The sequence below is a fragment of the Mycobacterium sp. NGS69 genome (assembly GCF_059812165.1).
Window position 1 is genome coordinate 435,332 of the sequence record NZ_JCALCD010000004.1, and the last position, 18,514, is coordinate 453,845.

Sequence of the window (18,514 nt, forward strand, 5' to 3'; positions counted from 1 at the left end):
GGAACGGGCGGCTCGGTCGGGCATGATTCGCTTCCTCGCGCGCCGGTTGCTCAACTACATCGTGCTGCTGGCGCTGGCGTCGTTTCTGACCTACTGCCTGACCTCGGTGGCCTTCTCGCCGCTAGACAGCCTGTTGCAGCGCAACCCGCGCCCGCCGCAGGCCGTCATCGACGCCAAGGCCCACGCGCTCGGCTTGGACAAGCCGATCCCGATCCGGTACGCGAACTGGGCCTCGCACGTCGCCCGCGGCGACTTCGGCACGACAATCACCGGACAGCCCGTCGCCGCCACGCTGTGGCGCCGGGTCGGGGTCAGCCTGCGGCTGCTGGTGGTCGGCTCCGTGGTGGGCACCGTGCTGGGCATCGTCGCCGGGGCGTGGGGCGCGATCCGCCAGTACCGGCTCAGCGACCGCGTCGTCACCCTGCTGGCGTTGCTGGTGCTGAGCACTCCGTCGTTCGTCATCGCCAACCTGCTGATCCTGGGTGCGCTGCGGACCAACTGGGCCGTCGGCATGCACCTGTTCGACTACACCGGTGAGACGTCTCCGGGCGTGCCCGGCGGGTTCTGGGCGCAGTCGCTCGACCGGTTGCGACACCTGATCCTGCCCACGCTGACCCTGGCGCTGATGGCCGCGGCGGGATACAGCCGGTATCAGCGCAACGCGATGCTCGACGTCCTCGGGCAGGACTTCATTCGCACCGCCCGCGCCAAGGGGCTGACCCGCCGGCGCGCGCTGTTCAAGCACGGGTTGCGCACCGCGCTGATACCGCTGGCCACGCTGTTCGCCTACGGGGTGGCCGGGCTGGTCACCGGGGCGGTGTTCGTCGAGAAGATCTTCGGCTGGCACGGCATGGGCGAATGGCTGGTGCAGGGCATTTCGGCCCAGGACACCAACATCATCGCGGCCATCACGCTGTTCTCCGGCACGGTGGTGCTGCTGGCCGGCCTGCTGTCCGATGTGTTCTACGCGGCGCTCGATCCGAGGGTGCGGGTGTCATGACGGCCCAAGTGTCTGCGGCGCAAGGGGTTTCGACGCCGGAAGGGTTCACGTCGCGCCGGACGCTCGTGCTGCGCCGGTTCGGGCGCAACCGGCTCGCGGTGGCGTCGCTGACGCTGCTGGTGTTGCTGTTCGTCGGCTGCTACGCGCTGCCGTCGCTGCTCCCCTACTCCTACGATGACCTCGATTTCAACGCGCTGCTGCAGCCACCCAACACCCGGCACTGGCTCGGCACCAACGCGATGGGCCAGGACCTGTTGGCGCAGATCCTGCGGGGCATGCAGAAGTCGATGCTGATCGGCGTGTGCGTGGCGTTCATCTCCACCGGCATCGCCGCCACGGTCGGGTCGGTCGCGGGCTATTTCGGCGGCTGGCGGGACCGGGTGCTGATGTGGGTGGTCGACCTGCTGCTGGTGGTGCCCAGCTTCATCCTGATCGCGATCCTCACGCCGCGGGTGAAGAAGTCGTCCAGCGTCCTGCTGCTGGTGCTGCTGCTGGCCGCATTCGGGTGGATGATCAGCTCGCGCATGGTCCGCGGCATGACCATGAGCCTGCGCGAGCGCGAATTCATCCGCGCCGCACGGTATATGGGGGTCTCGAGCCGCCGGATCATCATCGGCCACGTGGTGCCCAACGTGGCGTCCATCCTGATCATCGACGCCGCGCTCAACGTCGCCTCGGCCATCCTGGCCGAAACCGGCCTGAGCTTCCTCGGTTTCGGGATCCAGCCGCCCGACGTGTCGCTGGGCACGCTGATCGCCAACGGCACCCAGTCCGCGACCACGTTCCCGTGGGTGTTCCTGTTCCCGGCCGGGGTGCTGGTGCTGATCCTGGTGTGCGCCAACCTGACCGGCGACGGGCTGCGCGACGCGCTCGACCCGGGCAGCGGGATGGGGCGGGGCGGCGCCCGATGAGCCCGCTGCTGGAGGTGACCGACCTCGCCGTGACGTTCCCGACCGACGGCCAGCCGGTGACGGCGGTGCGCGGCATCAGCTACCGCATCGAGCCCCGCGAAGTCGTGGCCATGGTCGGCGAATCGGGATCGGGCAAGTCCGTGTCTGCGATGGCGGTGGTGGGGCTGCTGCCGGAGTACGCGCGGGTACGCGGTTCGGTCCGGTTGCAGGGCACCGAGCTGCTGGGGCTCGGCGACGACGCGATGTCACGGTTCCGCGGCAAGACGGTCGGCATGGTGTTCCAGGATCCGATGTCGGCGCTGACGCCGGTGTACACCGTCGGCGACCAGATCGCCGAGGCGATCGAGGTGCACCAGCCGCGCGTCGGCCGCGGGGCCGCCCGCCGGCGCGCGGTCGAACTGCTTGAGCTGGTTGGCATCTCGCAGCCCGAGCGGCGAGCCCGGGCGTTTCCGCACGAGCTCTCCGGCGGCGAACGGCAACGCGTCGTCATCGCGATCGCGATCGCCAACGATCCCGACCTGTTGATCTGCGACGAGCCCACCACCGCCCTGGACGTCACCGTGCAGGCGCAGATCCTCGAGGTGCTCAAGACCGCCCGCGACGTCACGGGCGCAGGCGTGCTCATCATCACCCACGACCTGGGCGTGGTCGCCGAGTTCGCCGACCGGGCGCTGGTGATGTACGCCGGCCGGGTGGTGGAGTCGGCCGGCGTGAGCGACCTCTACCGGGCCCGCCAGATGCCGTACACGGTGGGCCTGTTGGGGTCGGTGCCCCGGCTGGACGCCGCGCAGGGCACCCGGCTGGTACCCATCCCCGGCGCGCCGCCGTCGCTGGCCGGGCTCGATCCCGGATGCCCCTTCGCGCCGCGCTGCCCGCTGGCCATCGACGAATGCCGCGCCGCCGAAACGGAATTGATCGAACTCTCTGTCGATCATCGGGCCGCATGCATCCGCACCGATCAGGTCGGCGACCGCAGCGCCGCGGACATCTACGGGGTCAACACCTTGGCGCGCATCGAGGCGGCTCCCGATGACTCGCCGGTCGTGGTGCGGGTGCGCGATCTGGTCAAGACCTACCGGCTGACCAAGGGCGTGGTGTTCCGCCGCGCCGTCGGCGAGGTCCGCGCCGTCGACGGCATCAGCTTCGAGCTGCGGCAGGGCCGGACGCTGGGCATCGTGGGCGAGTCGGGTTCGGGCAAGTCGACCACGCTGCACGAGATCCTGGAACTGGTTGCCCCACAATCCGGTTCGATCGAGGTGCTGGGCGAGGATGTCGCCGCGCTGAGTCCGGCGAGGCGGCGGGAGCTGCGCCGTGACATCCAGGTCGTGTTCCAGGACCCGGTGGCGTCGCTGGATCCGCGGCTGCCCGTCTACGAGCTGCTGGCGGAACCGTTGCGGGCCAACGGCTTCGACAAGAGCGCCACGTTCGCGCGGGTCGCCGAGCTGCTGGAGATCGTGGGCCTGCGCCGGGCCGACGCGACCCGCTACCCCGCCGAGTTTTCCGGTGGCCAGAAGCAGCGCATCGGCATCGCGCGGGCGCTGGCGCTGCAGCCGAAGATCCTGGCCCTCGACGAGCCGGTGTCCGCCCTGGACGTCTCCATCCAGGCCGGGATCATCAACCTGCTGCTCGACCTGCAGGAGCAGTTTGGGCTGTCGTATCTCTTCGTTTCCCACGACCTTTCGGTGGTCAAGCACCTGGCGCATCAGGTGGCGGTGATGTACGCCGGCGCCATCGTGGAGCAGGGCGACAGCGAGCAGCTGTTCGCCAATCCGCAGCACGACTACACGCGCCGGCTGCTGGGCGCGGTGCCGCAACCGGATCCGGGCAAGTATGTCTAGGGTCTTTGGCGCCGAGTCTGCGCTCAGAGCGCCGGTTGGGGGTGTTTTCACGCGCTGGACGCAGTCTCGGCGGTGGCTGAGCCTGGTGGTGGTCGCGGCGTTGGTGCTCACCGGATGCTCGCCGGCCATCGACCTGACGCCCCCGACGGGCAACACCGCCTCGATCGGCACGACCAGCGACCTCAACCCGCGCGACCCCGCCACCCTGCGGGACGGCGGCAACCTGCGGCTGGCGCTCAGCGACTTTCCGCCCAACTTCAACATCCTCAGCATCGACGGCAACTCGGCCGAGGTCGCCTCGATGATGAAGGCGACGTTGCCCCGGGCGTTCGTGATCGGGCCGGACGGCTCGACCACCGTCGACACCGACTACTTCACCAGCGTCGAACTCACCGGGACCAACCCGCAGGTGGTCACCTACACCATCAACCCCAAGGCCGTCTGGTCCGACGGGACGCCGATCACCTGGCAGGACATCGCCAGTCAGATCCACGCGCTGTCCGGCGTCGACAGGGAATTCCAGATCGCCGGGCCCAGCGGCGCCGACCGCGTCGCGTCGGTGACCCGCGGGGTCGACGACCGGCAGGCCGTCATGACGTTCGCCAAGCCGTACGCCGAATGGCGCGGCATGTTCGCCGGCAACGGCATGCTGCTCCCGGCCAGCATGACGTCCACGCCCGAGGCGTTCAACAAGGGCCAGCTCGACGGGCCCGGCCCGACGGCGGGCCCGTTCATCGTGTCCTCGCTGGACCGGACCACACAGCGAATCGTGTTGACCCGCAACCCGAAATGGTGGGGGCCGCGCCCGCGGCTGGACAGCATCACCTACCTGGTGCTCGACGACGCCGCCCGGATCCCGGCGCTGCAGAACAACACGATCGACGCGGCCGGGATCGGCACCGTCGACCAGCTGACCATCGCCCAACGGACCAAGGGCATTTCGATACGGCGCGCCCCCGCCCCGAGCTGGTCTCACTTCACCCTCAACGGCGCCCACGGGGCGATCCTGGAAGACAAGGCTCTACGGGTCGCCGTCTCCAAGGGCATCGACCGGCAGACCATCGCCAAGGTGGTCCAGTACGGCCTCACCAGCAACCCGGTGGCACTGGGCAATCACATCTACGTCGCCGGGCAGCAGGGCTATCAGGACAACAGCTTCATCGTCCCCTATGACCCGGCCGCGGCGAGCCGGGAGCTCGATGCCCTGGGGTGGAAGCTCAACGGCCAGTTCCGGGAGCGCGACGGCCGCCAGCTGGTCATCCGGGACCTGTTCTATGACGCGCAGGGCAGCAAGGTGTTCGCGCAGATCGCCCAGCACAGCCTCGCGCAGATCGGCGTCAAGCTCGAACTCGTCGCGCGGTCCGGCAGCGGCTTCTTCACCAACTACGTCAACGTCGGTGCCTTCGACATCGCGCAGTTCGGCTGGCTCGGCGACGCGTTCCCGCTCTCGTCGCTGACGCAGATCTACCAGTCCGACGGGGCAAGCAACTTCGGGAAGATCGGCAGCCCGGAGATCGACGAGGCGATCGAGCGCACGCTGGAAGAACTCGATCCCGTCAAGGCGCAGGCGCTGGCCAACGACCTCGACAAGCTCATCTGGGCCGAGGGGTTCAGCCTGCCACTGACGCAGTCACCCGGCGACGTCGCGGTGCGCAGCACGCTGGCGAATTTCGGCGCGGCCGGCCTCGGTGACCTGAACTACACCGCGATCGGGTTCATGCGGACCTGATCCGCCGCCGCAACATCGCGGGCAGCCGCAGCACCGGCAGCGCGCCCTCCGCGATGGCGGCGAGTTCGATCGCCTTCCACAGCAAGCGAACCGACGGCCGCGGCGGGAGCGCGTCCAGCGCCGGCCCCTGCGCGGCCAGGCCCTCGAACTCGCCGCGGAACACCGCGCCGGCGACGGCCAGGGCCGCGGGCTCGCGAAAGTCCAGCGCGCTGTGGGCCATGGTGGGCAGCTTGAGCAGCTGCGCGTTGGGAAGCAGCGAAGCCACCCGTTGGGCGACCGGCGGCGGCGTGATGAGGTCGCGGCCGCCGGAAATCACCGCGGTGGGCCAGCCGAAATTCGGCATCTCGGCCGGCAGGTCGTATGGTTCGTCCTCGAAAGTCGCCGTGTGGGTCCGGTTTTCACGCTCGGCCACGGCGGGGTCGAGCGGCAGGCCGTCGGGCGCGGCGGCGTAGTCGAGTTCGCGAAAGGCGATGCGGCTCACCAGATCTTCCTCGTACCGGTACGGAAGGTTGCCGAGGGTGGCGAACCGGGACAGCGCCCACCACAACAGCCTTCGGTCGTCGAGCAGCAGGTCGAGTTGCCGGTCGAGCAGGGCGGCCCCGCCGTGGCCGTAGATCGTCGCGACCACCTGGGTGGCCGACGCCGTCATCACGCCGGCATCGACGAGTTTGCGGACTTTCGGTGCGAGCGGGGCGGTTTCGGGGCTGTCCCCCCTGAGTAACAGCCGGCGGATCGCGCGGCGCACGATCACGATGTCGTGCCGCGACAGCAGCGGCGAATCGAGGACCATCGCCCGCACCCGGCCGGGGTGGCGCACGCCGACCCCGGCGGCGATGTAAGTGCCGTACGACGTTCCGTAGATGACCGCCGAGTCCACGCCGGCGTCGTCGAGCACCGCGGCCACATCGTCGACGACCTGATTGACGGTGAGGGCCTCGGGCGGCAGGTCGGCGCCGGAGTCGTCGTGGCGCGACATTCCCACGCCGCGATGCTCGATCATGATGACGTCGAGGCCCGCGGCGGCGGCCCGGCGCCGCAGCCCCTTGTACATCTGGACCGACGCGACTCCCGGGCCTCCCGGGATGATCACCAGCGGGTGGGCGGACTTGCGGCCGCCGCGCACGTAGTAGAGATCGAACTCTTCGGCACTACCCGGCGAGACAGGCCGACGCACCGCCCGCACACCGGGCAATGCCGCCAGCTTTTCCTGCTGCCGACGCCGTTTCGAGTTCATTGTCATAGCGCTCCACCGAGACAAATACCGTCGAGCGCTACATGCTAAACGTTGAGGTCGATTCGGTGCGCGCCGTGTACGCCGTCGTAGCGGTCGGGGCTGCACGTCAGCACGATCACCTGGCCGTGCTCGCCGACCGTGTCGAACACCTGCCCCATCTTGGCCAGGCGGTCGGGATCGGTGAAACCCAGCGCGTCGTCGACCACCACCGGGACGGTGTCCTCTTTGGCGACCAGGGCCGCGCCGGCCAGCCTCGCGAGGATGCCGAGCTGCTCTTTGGCGCCGCCGGACAGCGATTCGTACGGCACCGTGACACCGTCCAGCGTGCGGCTGCGGATGCACAGACCGCTGTCGACGTCGACCTCGAAGCTGGGGCCGAACACCGGCCGGCCCAGCCGCTGCAGTTCCGTGCGATAGGGCTCGACGTAGCGCTGCCTGGTGGTGTCGCGGTGGCGTGTCATCACGGAGCGCAACAGCTGCGCGGCCCGTGCCCGGCTGCCGACCCGGGCGTGCTGGCTGGCGGCGTGCTCGCGCTCGGTCTGCGCGGCGTCCAGCTTGCCCTGGCGGCCCTCGCTGCCGAAAACCGAGAGCTCGATGCCGATTTCGCGCAAGGCGCGGTTGGCTTGTTCGTAGTGATTGCTTAGCGTGTCCGCTTCCTCGGTGGCCGCGGCCAATTCGGCGGTGACCGCGTCCGGCGCTGCGGCCGCGAGCTCGCCGGCGATTTCGGTCATGCGCCGCTCGGCGTCTTGTGCGGCGTTGAGCCCGGCTTGCGCCGCCGACGCGAGGTCTGCGTCGCTCACTTCCGCGCGCTCCCGGGCCAGCCGGTCGGTGGCGGCGTTCAGCTCGGCGCGGTGGGTGTCCAGCTGGTTCTGGGAAACCGTTGCGCGCGTGGATGACTCGGCGAGCGCGGCGTCGGCGGCGGCCACGGCCCGGCGGCGCTGGTCGCATTCGGTGGCCGCGGCTTGCCGGGCGGCCTCGGCGGCATCGAGTTCGGCCCTGGCGGCGTGGGGGTCCGCCGGTTGGTCCGGGTCGGCCGGGTGGTCGGCACGCAGCTGCGCGAGCCGCGCCCGCAGTTGGTCGACGTCTTCATCGCCGCGCAGCCCGGACACGGTGGCGTCCAATTGGTCGCGGCCGCCCTGCAGTTCGCGGCGGCGCTGGTCGGCGGATCGCGCCGCCGCGAGGTCCGGCACGTCGGCGGCCTTCAACGCTTTCGTGAATTCGTCTTGTGCCGCAGCGTATTTGGCCTGGATGTCGAGCGTCGTCGCCCCGGGAGTGACTCGCGCGGTCAGCACGCCGGGCACCTCGACGGTGGTGGGGCCGGTCGCGGTGAGCGACCAGCTCTGGCCGGCAGGGAGCGACACCCGTTGGTCGCCGGTGCCGAGCTCGATGTCGGCGACGGCGGTGAATTCCACCGCGGCCGAGATCAACGCCAGCTGCCCGCCGATGCGGTCGACTGCGGCTGCGGCGTCCTCGATTCGCCGTAGTGATTCCTCGGTGATTTTGACCGTGGCGAGCTCCGCGCAGACGCGGGCGCGGTCGCGCTGGAGGGCGGCGATCTTGGCCAACCGGGCGGCGAGCCGGTCGGCCTCCTCGCTGGCGGCGAGCTGGTCGACGGCGCAGCGCGCGGATTCGGCGCGGAGCTGCAGGTCGGCCAGGAGCTGGGCGGCTTGCTCGACGTCTTCGTGGGCGGCCTGCGCTCCAGCCGCCGCCATGTTGCGCGCTTCTGCGGCCTCTTGTGCTTCCGCCTCGGCGGCGGCGACGCTCGCCGTCCGGGTCTCGATCTCGGTGAGCAGGCGCACCCGTCCGCTGTGGGCGGCGCTGGCCGCGGAACTGGTGGCGGTCGCGGCGTCGGCGAGCAGCCTGGCCTCGCGCGCCTGGTTGATCAGCTCGGCGATCCGCTCGGCGGCTTGCTGAGCAGCCTCGAGCCGGGGGCCGGCGGCGGCGCGCTGCTGCGACAGCTCGGCCACCCGCTCCGTCAGCTCCGCGTGGCGTCGCACCCGGTCGTCGACCTCGGCCATCGCCGCCGCCCATTCGGCGACCGCGGCCTCGGCGTCGTTGAGGTGTTTGATCGCGGTCGCCCACTCGCCGGTGGGGCGTCCGGTCGGGGTGAAGTAGCGGCCGTATTCGGCGTCGATCCGCTCGATGAGCAGGGGCTCGGTGCCGGACAGCGCGGCGGCGTCACCCGCGGCCACGTCGAGGGCGCGCGACAGCGCGTCGCACCCGGACAGGTCCACCGCGGCCGTCGACGTGGCCTGCAGCACCCGTTGGGCGTGCCAGAGGTCGTTGTCGACGGTCTCGGCCAGCATCGCCCGGACCCGTTCGTGGGCTTCGTCGCCGGTGAGCTGTTCGCGGCGCGGGGTCAGCACCGTCAGCTCCGTCTCGCACTTTTTGTGGAACCGCTTGCGGTAGACGAAACGATAAGGGCCGCAGCTGATTTCGGCGCTCACCTCGGAGCCGACGTCGCTGTGCGTCGGCTTGACCTGCTTGACTTCCTTCTTCGTGGAGCGGTCCCGGGATTCCAGCAGCAGGTCGAGCGCCTCGATCATCGAGGACTTGCCGATCTCGTTGGCGCCGCAGACCACCACCACGCCGTGGTCGGGGAACTCGATCTCGCGGTGCGCGATGCCGCGGTAGTTGGTCAGGACGAGGCGGTGCAGCTTCACGCCGCGCCCCGATCGGCGAGGCGCAGCAGCAGGGCCAGCGCCGCCTGCGCGTCGGCGGCCTCCTCGGAGCCTGCGTCGCGCGCGGTCGCCACCAGCTCGTCGACGGCCGAGGCGGCGAACCCGCCGATGCCGAGGTCGGTGAACTCGCCGTCGGCGGGGACCACCACCAGATCGGTGTGGCTGTCCCACGTCCGCAGGTGGGCGAACAGCCGCGCGTAGCGGTCCAGGCACGCATCCAACGCGGCGCGGTCGGTGACCGTCAGCGATCCGGTCAGCGCCAACCGCACGACGGTGCGGTCCTTGTCGGTCATGAGGTCGAGGTTCAGGTCGAGGTCGGCGATGTCGCGGCTGGTGTCGACCTGGCAGTGCAGGGTGACGAACCGCCAGCGCCCGACGTCGCGGGGCTCCACGGTGACGCCGTCGTCGTCGACGTCGACGACGAGGACGTGCCCGGGGTCCGATTCGACGTCGTCGAAGTTGGTGACTTCGGGCGAACCGGAGTACCAGACCCTGTCGGCGACCTTGGTGAGCGAATGTTTGTCCCCCAGCGCCACATAGTGGACGGCGCCTTGCTGCAGCGCGTTCTCGAGTTTTGCCAGCCGGATCAGCGACGGTTTGTCGCGGTCGGGGTCCAGGACGTCGACGCCGCCGTGTGCGACCAGGATGCGAGTCGTTGGGCCGGGGCTCAGCCCGTCGAGGACCTCGGCGACCAGGTCGGTAGTCGGGGCCTTGGAGCGCCATGGGGCGGCGACGATCTCGATTCCGGGCCTGATTTCGTGAACACCCGCCCGATCGAGGACGGTGACGTTGTCGGGACACTCGGCGGTGAACAGCGCGCTGGTGTACACCGACGACGCGTCGAGCGGGTCGTGGTTGCCCGGGAGCAGGTAGACGGGAATCCCTATGGCGCGCATGGCTTCCAGGGACTGCCCGATCACCTGCGGCGCGAGTTGATTGTGCTCGAAGACGTCGCCGGCGACGACGACGAACTCGGCGCCCACCTCCGCCGCCAGCGCGCCCAGCCCGGCCACCGCGTCGCGGCGCGCGGCCGAATACCGTGGCTGGGCGTCGCCGGCGAGGAAGTGCCGGGTCATGCCCAATTGCCAGTCGGCGGTGTGCAGGAATCGCATCCGGCGGACCCCTTTCGAGTCGTGGCTGTCAGGGCACCGCGAAGTCTAGGTCTGCCGACCGACAAGGCGCGGGATGCGGACCGGCAGGTCTCCGGGCCAGTGGGAGGAATCGACCTAACGTCGCGGTGCCGCGGCGCTTTTTTCGTGAGCCGCGAGCATGCGCTGCAGCTTGTCGACCAAGTCGACGTCGCTGATTCCAGGCCAGAGCGTCTCGGCCAAGTCGAGCACGAGCGGGCAGTCGCCGCATCCTGGAGCGCCATCGGGTGCGTCAGCCAGGTCGAAAATCCGCCTCGTCCTGGCCATCGCGTCCTTCAATAACCCATCACCGAGCGGGATTTCGACCACGCGCGCCCGGAAGCCCATGACGAAGCCATCTTCACGACAGTTTCCGCAATGGTTTACGGCGTGGCCCTTCGTGGCGGGCTCCATGTAAACGAGCGCGAGATGCGACACCGGGCGCGGGCCGCGGTCAGCGGCAATGCGGGCGTACGCGTTGAGCTGCACGTTGTAGCGCGGCATCAACTTCCTGTTCTCACGGTCCCTGAAGCGCGCCGTCTTATAGTCGACGATTACGTAGGAACCGTCCGCATACTTGAAAATCGCGTCGGCAACCCCGGTTAGCTCGATGCCGTACTCCGGATCGACGGTATGAAAGTCGGACCAGTGCCGGGGTTCTTGGTAGGCGACAATCGGCCCCAGCGGTGCGAGCCACTGAGGCGGCACTCCATGGGCATCAAACCAGGAGTGGACGACGTCTTTTGTGTACGAATCGATCGAACTGAAGATGCTCGGAAATATCTGGAACGGCAACTGATGATTGAGATGAAGTTTCAACCAGTAGCAGCGTTCGCAGAGATCGGTCGTGATGGCTTCCCCCAGGCGGCTGGCGGAGATCCGAATCGCCTTCACCGTGCACCGCATTGGCCATGCTGGTGTTCGCCGTTCTCCGGTGCGCTCGGGCAATGCGGCATGAGGGTCGGTACCTTCCTCCCGGCCAACGCGTTGGGACTCGGCGTATTCGACTTCACAGACTCCGCTCTTGGCGCGATCCCGGCCTAGGGCCATTCGGCCCCTGTTCGCCGGACTCCGTGCCCGACGCGACTCGTCCCCGGGTCGCACCCAGCCAAATCTCTTCTGTCACTTTGGTTTCATGGGCTTCTGCGCGGCCGTCTTTTGTCGGACCCCCTCGATAGTTTGGGGGCATGAGTTCGGACGGCGTCGTTGACCGGGAGGCGTTGTCGGCCGCCCTAGATCGTTGGGACGCCGACTTCGACGCGGTCGCGAAGTTTGACTGCGAGGCGTTGACGACCCGCGAGCAACTGGCGTTGCTCGAGCGTTTTGAGAGGATGCGCCGGCGGATACCGGCCCTGGAGCATCCAATCATCAATTCCGTTGCCCGGCAGGCCACCGCGGAGGAGTTGGGCGGCAAGGTGTCGCATGCGATCGCCGAGGTGACGCTGATCACCCGAGCCGAGGCGTCGCGGCGCGTCAAGGAGGCCGCCGATCTGGGACCGCGCCACGGCCTGACCGGCGAGCGCATGGCGCCGGTGCTGGCCGCTACGGCCGCGGCCCAGCGCGACGGTGAACTCGGTACCGGCCAGGTCGCGGTGATCCGGCGGTTCTGTCATGAGCTGCCCGGCTGGATCGATGAGGCCACCCGTGAGCAGGTCGAAGCCAAGCTGGCCGAGGAGGGCACCCGGTTTCGCCCCGAACAACTGGGCGCGCTGGCCGATACGCTGGCCGACTGCCTCAACCCCGACGGGAATTACACCGACGCCGACCGCGCCCGCCGGCGCGGGCTGACCCTGGGTAACCAGCAGGCCGACGGCATGTCGCAGCTGCGCGGCTGGCTCACACCCGAGCTGCGCGCCACCCTCGAAGCCGTCTTGGCCAAACTGGCCGCCCCCGGCATGTGCAACCCCCTGGACGACGCGCCGTGCGTGGACGGCCCACCATCCCAAGAAGCCATCGACAAAGACGCCCGCTCGGCATCCCAACGCAACCACGACGCGCTGCTGGCTGCGCTGCGCGCCCTGCTGGCGTCGGGAAACCTGGGCCAGCACAACGGGCTTCCCGTCTCCATCATCGCGACCACCACGCTGGCCGAGCTGGAAGCCGCCGCCGGGCGTGCCCTGACCGGCGGGGGCACCATCCTGCCGATGAGCGACGTGATCCGCCTGGCCCGCCACGCCCGGCACTACCTGGCGATCTTCGACAAAGGCAAAACCCTGGCGCTGTACAGCACCAAACGCCTGGCCTCCCCCGGCCAACGAATCGTCCTGTACGCCAAGGACCGCGGCTGCACCGCACCCGGGTGCACCGTGCCCGGCTACTACAGCGAAGTCCACCACGTCGTTGGCTACACCGTCTGCGGGTGCACCGACGTCGACAACCTCACCTTCGCCTGCGGCGCCCAACACCGCATGCTCGACCCCGACGGCTGGACCACCCGCAAAAACACCAAAGGCGAAACCGAATGGATCCCGCCGCCGCATTTGGATAGAGGCCAACCCCGGACCAACAACTACTGGCACCCCGAAAAACTCCTCGGCACCGGCGACGGCGACGGAGAAGACGAGGACGACGACGATGCGGCGTAGCGTGAGCCCGTGAGCGAACGGCGCACGCTGCTGCTGATGCGGCACGCGAAATCCGACTACCCCGATGGCGTACCCGACCACGACCGGCCGTTGGCGCCGCGCGGCATCAGGGAGGCCGGGCTGGCCGGGGACTGGCTGCGCGCCAACGCCCCCGCCGTCGACGCGGTGCTGTGCTCCACCGCGACGCGGGCGCGGCAGACCTTGGACAGGACCGGGATCGGCGCCCCGGTCCGCTACAGCGCGCGGCTGTACGGCGCCACCCCGGGGACGATGATCGAGGAGATCAACGAGACGGCCGACGACGTCGGCACGCTGCTGGTCATCGGTCACGAGCCGACGATGTCGGGGCTGGCGCTCACTCTGGCCGACAACCCAAGCGACCAAGGCACCGACGTCGCTGTGCTGGAACGCATTTCGGCGAAATTCCCGACGTCGGCGATCGCGGTGCTGGCGGTGCCGGGCGCGTGGAAGGGGCTGGAACCGGGCCGGGCCGCGCTGACCGGTTTCGAAGTGCCTCGCTAGCTTACGAGTTGGTGGACAGCGTCAGCTCCATCAGCTTGAGCGCCTGCCCACAGGCATCGATCCCGGGCACCTGGGGGTTGACCCACCAGCCGACCACGCCCGCGGCGTTGCTCGCCACGCCGCACGCGCCGTTCGGGTCGTCGGGGCGCATCACGATGGACTCGATGCCCGCGATCGCACGGTTCTCGATCTTGTACTTCAGGAACTCGGCCACCTTGCGCTCTTCGCCCAGGCTGCCCTGCTCGAACCAGAACCGGGTGATGTCAATCAGCCCGGCCGGGTTGGCCGCCTGCCACCGGCAGATCGCTCCGACGAAGGTGCTTTGAATGTCAAGCGGATCCGCGCCGACCGTCTTGGCCAGGATGTCGCTGGTCAACACCTCGCACTCCTTGAGCAGGTTCGGGTACTGCTGCTGAGAGTTGTTGTTGCGCGGGGGGTTGCCGCCCGCCTTGATGGCGTTACCCCCGATGGACCTCGAACATCCGGTCAACACCAACAGCGCGGCGAACACCGTCGCCAGCACTGGGGCCACGCAGGCACGAACGGTTCGTCTGCTCATTTGGAGTTCGCAATCGACTGACGGGCCAGTTCCTTGGCTATGTCGCACGGCGGCGGGAACGGCTTCTGGCTGAAGCTGACCGACCATTCGATGAAGTCGTCCTGGAACTGGATGCCCACCTCGCAGAGCGAGTCGCCCAGGTTGGGCTCGTTGCCGACGGCGATGAAGCCGCCGTGGCCGTTGATGTTGATGTCGTCGACGCTGGCGCGCGACAGCTCCTCGGTCTTGCGTTCGCGGCCGATCGGGCTGCCGCGATACCAGGAAAAGGAGAAGTGCGGGCCGAGGATCCCGCCGCCCGCCAGCCATTGGCAGCCGACCGAATTCCGGGCGGTGTTCACCAGCCCGGTCACCTTGGTCAGCTCCGACACGGTCTGATCGTTGACGCCGCCGCACTGCGGAAACATCGGCCCGTGGTGGCCCTCCCCGTTGCCCGGCGTCGACGACGCCGTCGCTCCCGGCTTGTTGTCGCCGGAACCCGAGCAACCCGCGATCGTCGGGACCAGAATCGCCAAGGCCGACGCCACGAGAGCCAGCGCCCGCGCGCCCCGCCTTCTGCTCGTCACACGATGCACTGTAGCGGCAGCGCGGGGGCCAACCGCCTACGCAACGCCTGAGCAGGCATTTCAGCGCGGTGGTGACCGACGCGGCGCGCACCGTGTGCGACAGTAGCGACATGCTCCTGGCACTGCTGCGCCAGTACATCCGGCCGTACCGGCGGCTGGTTGCGGTGCTGCTGATGCTCCAGTTGACCAGCACGCTGGCGTCGCTGTACCTGCCCACGGTCAACGCGGCGATCATCGACGAGGGCGTCGCCAAGGGCGACACCGCCACCATCGTCCGGCTCGGCATGGTGATGCTTTCGGTCACCGGGCTGCAGGTGCTGTGCGCGGTCGGGGCCGTCTACGTCGGCTCGCGGGCGGGCATGGGCTTCGGCCGCGACCTGCGCCAGGCCATCTTCGAACACGTCACCACCTTCTCCGAGCGCGAGGCCGACCGATTCGGCGCGCCAACCCTGTTGACGCGCAGCACCAACGACGTCCGACAGATCCAATACCTGGTCCAGATCAGCGGCACCGTGCTGATCACCGCCCCGATCATGTGCGTGGGCGGGATCGTCATGGCCATCCACCAGGAGGCGGCGTTGGCCTGGCTGCTGCTGGTCAGCGTTCCCGTCATGGCCGTGACCAACTACTTCGTCATGTCGCGCATGCTGCCGCTGCTGCGCCGGATGCAGGGCCTGATCGACGGCATAAACCGCGTGGTGCGCGACCAACTGTCCGGCGTCCGGGTGGTCCGGGCGTTCGCCCGCGAAGGATACGAGCGCGACCGGTTCGCCCGCGCCAGCACCGCGCTGTCGAACACCGCGCTGAGCGCCGGCAACCTGCAGGCGCTCATGCTGCCGCTGACCACGCTGACCATCAACGTCTCCAGCGTCGCGCTGATTTGGTTCGGCGGCTTGCGGATCGATCGGGGCCAGATGCAGGTCGGTTCGCTGACCGCGTTCCTGGTGTACTTCACCCAGATCCTGATGGCGGTGCTGATGGCCACGATGACGCTGGTGGTGTTGCCGCGCGCGGCGGTGTGCGCCGAACGGATCACCGCGGTGCTCGACACCCGCGCCGCGGTCGCGGACCCGCCGAACCCGCAATTCCCGCCGGGCGGGATCACGGGCGTGGTGCGGTTGGACGGCGCCAGCTTCACCTATCCGGGCGCCGATCGCCCGGTGCTGCAAGACATTTCGTTCACCGCGCGGCCCGGGACGACGACCGCGATCGTCGGCGGCACCGGCTCGGGCAAGTCGACGCTGGTGTCCCTGATCTGCCGGCTATACGACGTCACCTCCGGCGCCGTCCTGGTCGACGGCGTCGACGTCCGCGACTACCACAGCGAGCGGCTCTGGTCGGCGATCGGGCTGGTCCCCCAGCGCGGCTACCTCTTCTCCGGGACCGTGGCCGAAAACCTGCGGTACGGCAAGGCGGACGCGACGGACGACGAGATGTGGGAGGCGTTGCGGGTGGCCGACGCCGACGGGTTCGTGGGCGCCCACGACGACGGGCTGCAGATGCGCGTCGCCCAGGGCGGCATCAACTTCTCCGGCGGCCAGCGGCAGCGGCTGGCGATCGCGCGGGCCGTCATCCGCCGGCCGGCGATCTACCTGTTCGACGACTCCTTCGCCGCGCTCGACGTGCACACCGACGCGCGGGTGCGCGCGTCGCTGGGCCGGGCGTCCGGCGGTGCGACGATCATCGTTGTCACGCAACGCGTTTCGACCGCGGCCCAGGTCGACCAGGTGATCGTCGTCGACGACGGCAAGCTGCTGGGCGCGGGCACGCACGAATCGCTGCTGGCCGACTGCGCCGTCTACGCGGAATTCGCCGACTCGCAGTCGGTGGGGGCCGGGGTGGGGGGCGAGCAATGACCGTGGCGCCCGTGGCACCGGCGGCGGGGCGCTCCCGCGACTTCTGGCCCTCGGCGGCCCGGCTGGTGAAACGGCTTGCGCCGCAACGGCGGTTGAGCCTCGCCGTGATCGCGCTGGGCGTCACCGGCACCGCGATCGGGGTCGTCGTCCCCCGGATCCTGGGCCACGCCACCGACCTGCTGTTCAACGGGGTCATCGGGCGGGGGCTGCCCGCCGGGATCAGCAAGGCGCAGGCCGTCGCCGCCGCCCGCGCCCGGGGCCAGAACGCCTTCGCCGACCTGCTGTCCGGGATGAACCTGGTGCCGGGCCGGGGCGTGGACTTCGGGGCGGTGGCCCGAACGCTGGCGCTGGCGTTGGTCCTGTATGTTGTTTCCGCGCTGCTGATTTGGGCGCAGGTCCGGTTGCTCAACGTCACCATTCAGCGCACCATGGTCGCGCTGCGCGCCGACGTCGAGGACAAGATCCACCGGCTGCCGCTGTCCTACTTCGACGGCCGGCAGCGCGGCGAGCTGCTGAGCCGGGTCACCAACGACATCGACAACGTCCAGTCGTCGCTGTCGATGACGATCAGCCAGCTGCTGACGGCGGTCCTGACAGTAGTGGCCGTGCTGGCGATGATGGTGTCCATCTCTCCGCCGCTGGCGGGCATCACGCTGCTGGCCGTGCCCATCTCGCTGCTGGCAACGCGGGCGATCGCGCGGCGTTCCCAGCGCCTGTTCGTGGCCCAGTGGCGCAGCACCGGGCGCCTGAACGCCCATATCGAGGAAACCTACAGCGGCTTCACGGTGGTCCGGACGTTCGGCCATCAAGCCGCCGCGCGCGAGCAGTTCCGCCGTCTCAACGACGACGTCTACCACGCCAGCTTCGGCGCCCAGTTCTTCTCCGGCCTGGTGGCGCCGGCGACGGGGTTCATCGGCAACGTCGGCTACGCCGCGGTCGCGGTGGTCGGCGGCCTGCAGGTGGCGACCGGGCAGATCACGCTGGGCAGCATCCAGGCCTTCATCCAATACCTGCGGCAGTTCAACGCGCCGGTGAGCCAGGTGGCGGGGATGTACAACACCCTGCAATCCGGGGTGGCCAGCGCCGAGCGGGTGTTCGACCTGCTCGACGAGCCCGAGGAGCCGCCGGACTCCGCGCGAACGCTCCCCAATGGGCAAGGCCCGCGCGACGGCGGCCGCGTCGAGTTTCAGCACGTGAACTTCGCCTACCGGCCGGGCACGCCGGTGATCCACGACCTGTCGCTGGTGGCCGAGCCGGGCAGCACGGTGGCGATCGTCGGACCGACCGGGGCGGGCAAGACCACGATGGTGAACCTGCTGATGCGGTTCTACGACGTCGACTCGGGCCGGATACTGATCGACGGGGTCGACATCACCGCGGTGAGCAGGCAGTCGCTGCGATCGCGAATCGGCATGGTGCTGCAGGACACCTGGCTGTTCGACGGGACGATCGCGGAGAACATCGGCTACGGGCGCCCGGAGGCAGGCGAAGACGAGGTGATCGAGGCCGCCAGGGCGGCGTACGTGGACCGGTTCGTGCGCACGCTGCCGGCGGGCTACCAGACCCGGGTCAGCGGCGGCGGCGCCAACATCAGCGCCGGTGAGCGCCAACTCATCACCATCGCCCGCGCGTTCCTCGCCCGGCCGCAGCTGCTGATCCTGGACGAGGCGACCAGCTCGGTGGACACCCACACCGAGGTGCTGGTTCAGCGCGCGATGCGCGAGCTTCGCCGGGGCCGCACGAGTTTCATTATCGCGCACCGCCTTTCGACCATCCGCGACGCCGACCGCATCCTGGTGGTGGAGGCCGGCCGAATTGTGGAGCAGGGCAACCACACCCAGCTGCTGGCCCGCCGCGGCGCCTACTACGCGATGACCCAGGCCTAGCCACCAAGGATTCGCACCAAGGA

The 18,514-nt window shown here is 69.3% G+C and carries 14 protein-coding genes; 8 read left to right on the forward strand and 6 right to left on the reverse strand.

Annotated elements, in window-relative coordinates; all coding sequences use genetic code 11:
• Positions 1-22 precede the first annotated feature (22 nt).
• From AC5Y2S_RS14870 to AC5Y2S_RS14885, 4 genes are read left to right on the forward strand one after another with little or no spacing between them, the layout of a single operon-like run.
• Positions 23-1,000, forward strand: a complete 978-nt coding sequence (locus tag AC5Y2S_RS14870; RefSeq protein WP_499956854.1) for an ABC transporter permease — start codon at positions 23-25, stop codon at positions 998-1,000.
• Positions 997-1,911 (forward strand): ABC transporter permease, encoded by a 915-nt coding sequence (locus tag AC5Y2S_RS14875; RefSeq protein WP_499956855.1) that lies wholly within the window; start codon positions 997-999, stop codon positions 1,909-1,911. Before AC5Y2S_RS14870 ends, AC5Y2S_RS14875 begins: the two co-directional genes overlap by 4 nt.
• Positions 1,908-3,749, forward strand: coding sequence for a dipeptide ABC transporter ATP-binding protein (locus AC5Y2S_RS14880; RefSeq protein ID WP_499956856.1), 1,842 nt, complete (start codon positions 1,908-1,910; stop codon positions 3,747-3,749). The genes AC5Y2S_RS14875 and AC5Y2S_RS14880 overlap by 4 nt, the downstream gene beginning before the upstream one ends.
• Positions 3,742-5,478, forward strand: a complete 1,737-nt coding sequence (locus tag AC5Y2S_RS14885; RefSeq protein ID WP_499956857.1) for an ABC transporter family substrate-binding protein — start codon at positions 3,742-3,744, stop codon at positions 5,476-5,478. Before AC5Y2S_RS14880 ends, AC5Y2S_RS14885 begins: the two co-directional genes overlap by 8 nt.
• Here AC5Y2S_RS14885 and AC5Y2S_RS14890 read toward each other — a convergent pair.
• The 4 genes from AC5Y2S_RS14890 to AC5Y2S_RS14905 all read right to left on the reverse strand — a co-directional run bounded on the left by AC5Y2S_RS14890 (position 5,465) and on the right by AC5Y2S_RS14905 (position 11,414).
• Positions 5,465-6,718 (reverse strand): alpha/beta hydrolase, encoded by a 1,254-nt coding sequence (locus AC5Y2S_RS14890; RefSeq protein ID WP_499956858.1) that lies wholly within the window; start codon positions 6,716-6,718, stop codon positions 5,465-5,467. The genes AC5Y2S_RS14885 and AC5Y2S_RS14890 overlap by 14 nt on opposite strands.
• A 38-nt stretch (positions 6,719-6,756) precedes the next feature.
• Positions 6,757-9,375: an AAA family ATPase gene (locus AC5Y2S_RS14895; RefSeq protein WP_499956859.1), complete on the reverse strand. Its 2,619-nt coding sequence runs from the start codon at positions 9,373-9,375 to the stop codon at positions 6,757-6,759.
• Positions 9,372-10,505 (reverse strand): metallophosphoesterase family protein, encoded by a 1,134-nt coding sequence (locus AC5Y2S_RS14900; protein WP_499956860.1) that lies wholly within the window; start codon positions 10,503-10,505, stop codon positions 9,372-9,374. Before AC5Y2S_RS14900 ends, AC5Y2S_RS14895 begins: the two co-directional genes overlap by 4 nt.
• 114 nt (positions 10,506-10,619) lie before the next feature.
• Complete coding sequence (locus AC5Y2S_RS14905; RefSeq protein ID WP_499956861.1) at positions 10,620-11,414, reverse strand: PD-(D/E)XK nuclease family protein; 795 nt, start codon at positions 11,412-11,414, stop codon at positions 10,620-10,622.
• A 293-nt stretch (positions 11,415-11,707) separates the two neighbouring features.
• On the opposite strand from AC5Y2S_RS14905, the gene AC5Y2S_RS14910 reads away from it, so the two are divergent.
• Together AC5Y2S_RS14910 and AC5Y2S_RS14915 are read left to right on the forward strand one after the other, a co-directional pair.
• On the forward strand, positions 11,708-13,105 hold the full coding sequence (locus AC5Y2S_RS14910; protein ID WP_499956862.1) for an HNH endonuclease signature motif containing protein: 1,398 nt from the start codon (positions 11,708-11,710) through the stop codon (positions 13,103-13,105).
• 9 nt (positions 13,106-13,114) lie between these two features.
• A complete protein-coding gene (locus AC5Y2S_RS14915) occupies positions 13,115-13,627 on the forward strand; it encodes a SixA phosphatase family protein (RefSeq protein ID WP_499956863.1) in 513 nt (170 codons plus the stop codon).
• Between the two features lies 1 nt (position 13,628).
• Here the strand turns inward: AC5Y2S_RS14915 and AC5Y2S_RS14920 are convergent, their stop codons facing one another.
• The gene (locus AC5Y2S_RS14920) at positions 13,629-14,186 is read right to left on the reverse strand and encodes a DUF3558 domain-containing protein (RefSeq protein ID WP_499956864.1); all 558 of its coding nucleotides are present in this window, start codon (positions 14,184-14,186) and stop codon (positions 13,629-13,631) included.
• Positions 14,183-14,749 (reverse strand): DUF3558 domain-containing protein, encoded by a 567-nt coding sequence (locus AC5Y2S_RS14925; protein ID WP_499956865.1) that lies wholly within the window; start codon positions 14,747-14,749, stop codon positions 14,183-14,185. Before AC5Y2S_RS14925 ends, AC5Y2S_RS14920 begins: the two co-directional genes overlap by 4 nt.
• A 110-nt stretch (positions 14,750-14,859) precedes the next feature.
• On the opposite strand from AC5Y2S_RS14925, the gene AC5Y2S_RS14930 reads away from it, so the two are divergent.
• Both AC5Y2S_RS14930 and AC5Y2S_RS14935 read left to right on the forward strand, forming a co-directional pair.
• Positions 14,860-16,605: an ABC transporter ATP-binding protein gene (locus AC5Y2S_RS14930; RefSeq protein ID WP_499956866.1), complete on the forward strand. Its 1,746-nt coding sequence runs from the start codon at positions 14,860-14,862 to the stop codon at positions 16,603-16,605.
• Entirely contained in the window at positions 16,602-18,491 is a 1,890-nt protein-coding gene (locus AC5Y2S_RS14935; RefSeq protein WP_499956867.1) for an ABC transporter ATP-binding protein, read from the forward strand. The genes AC5Y2S_RS14930 and AC5Y2S_RS14935 overlap by 4 nt, the downstream gene beginning before the upstream one ends.
• Positions 18,492-18,514: the final 23 nt, after the last annotated feature.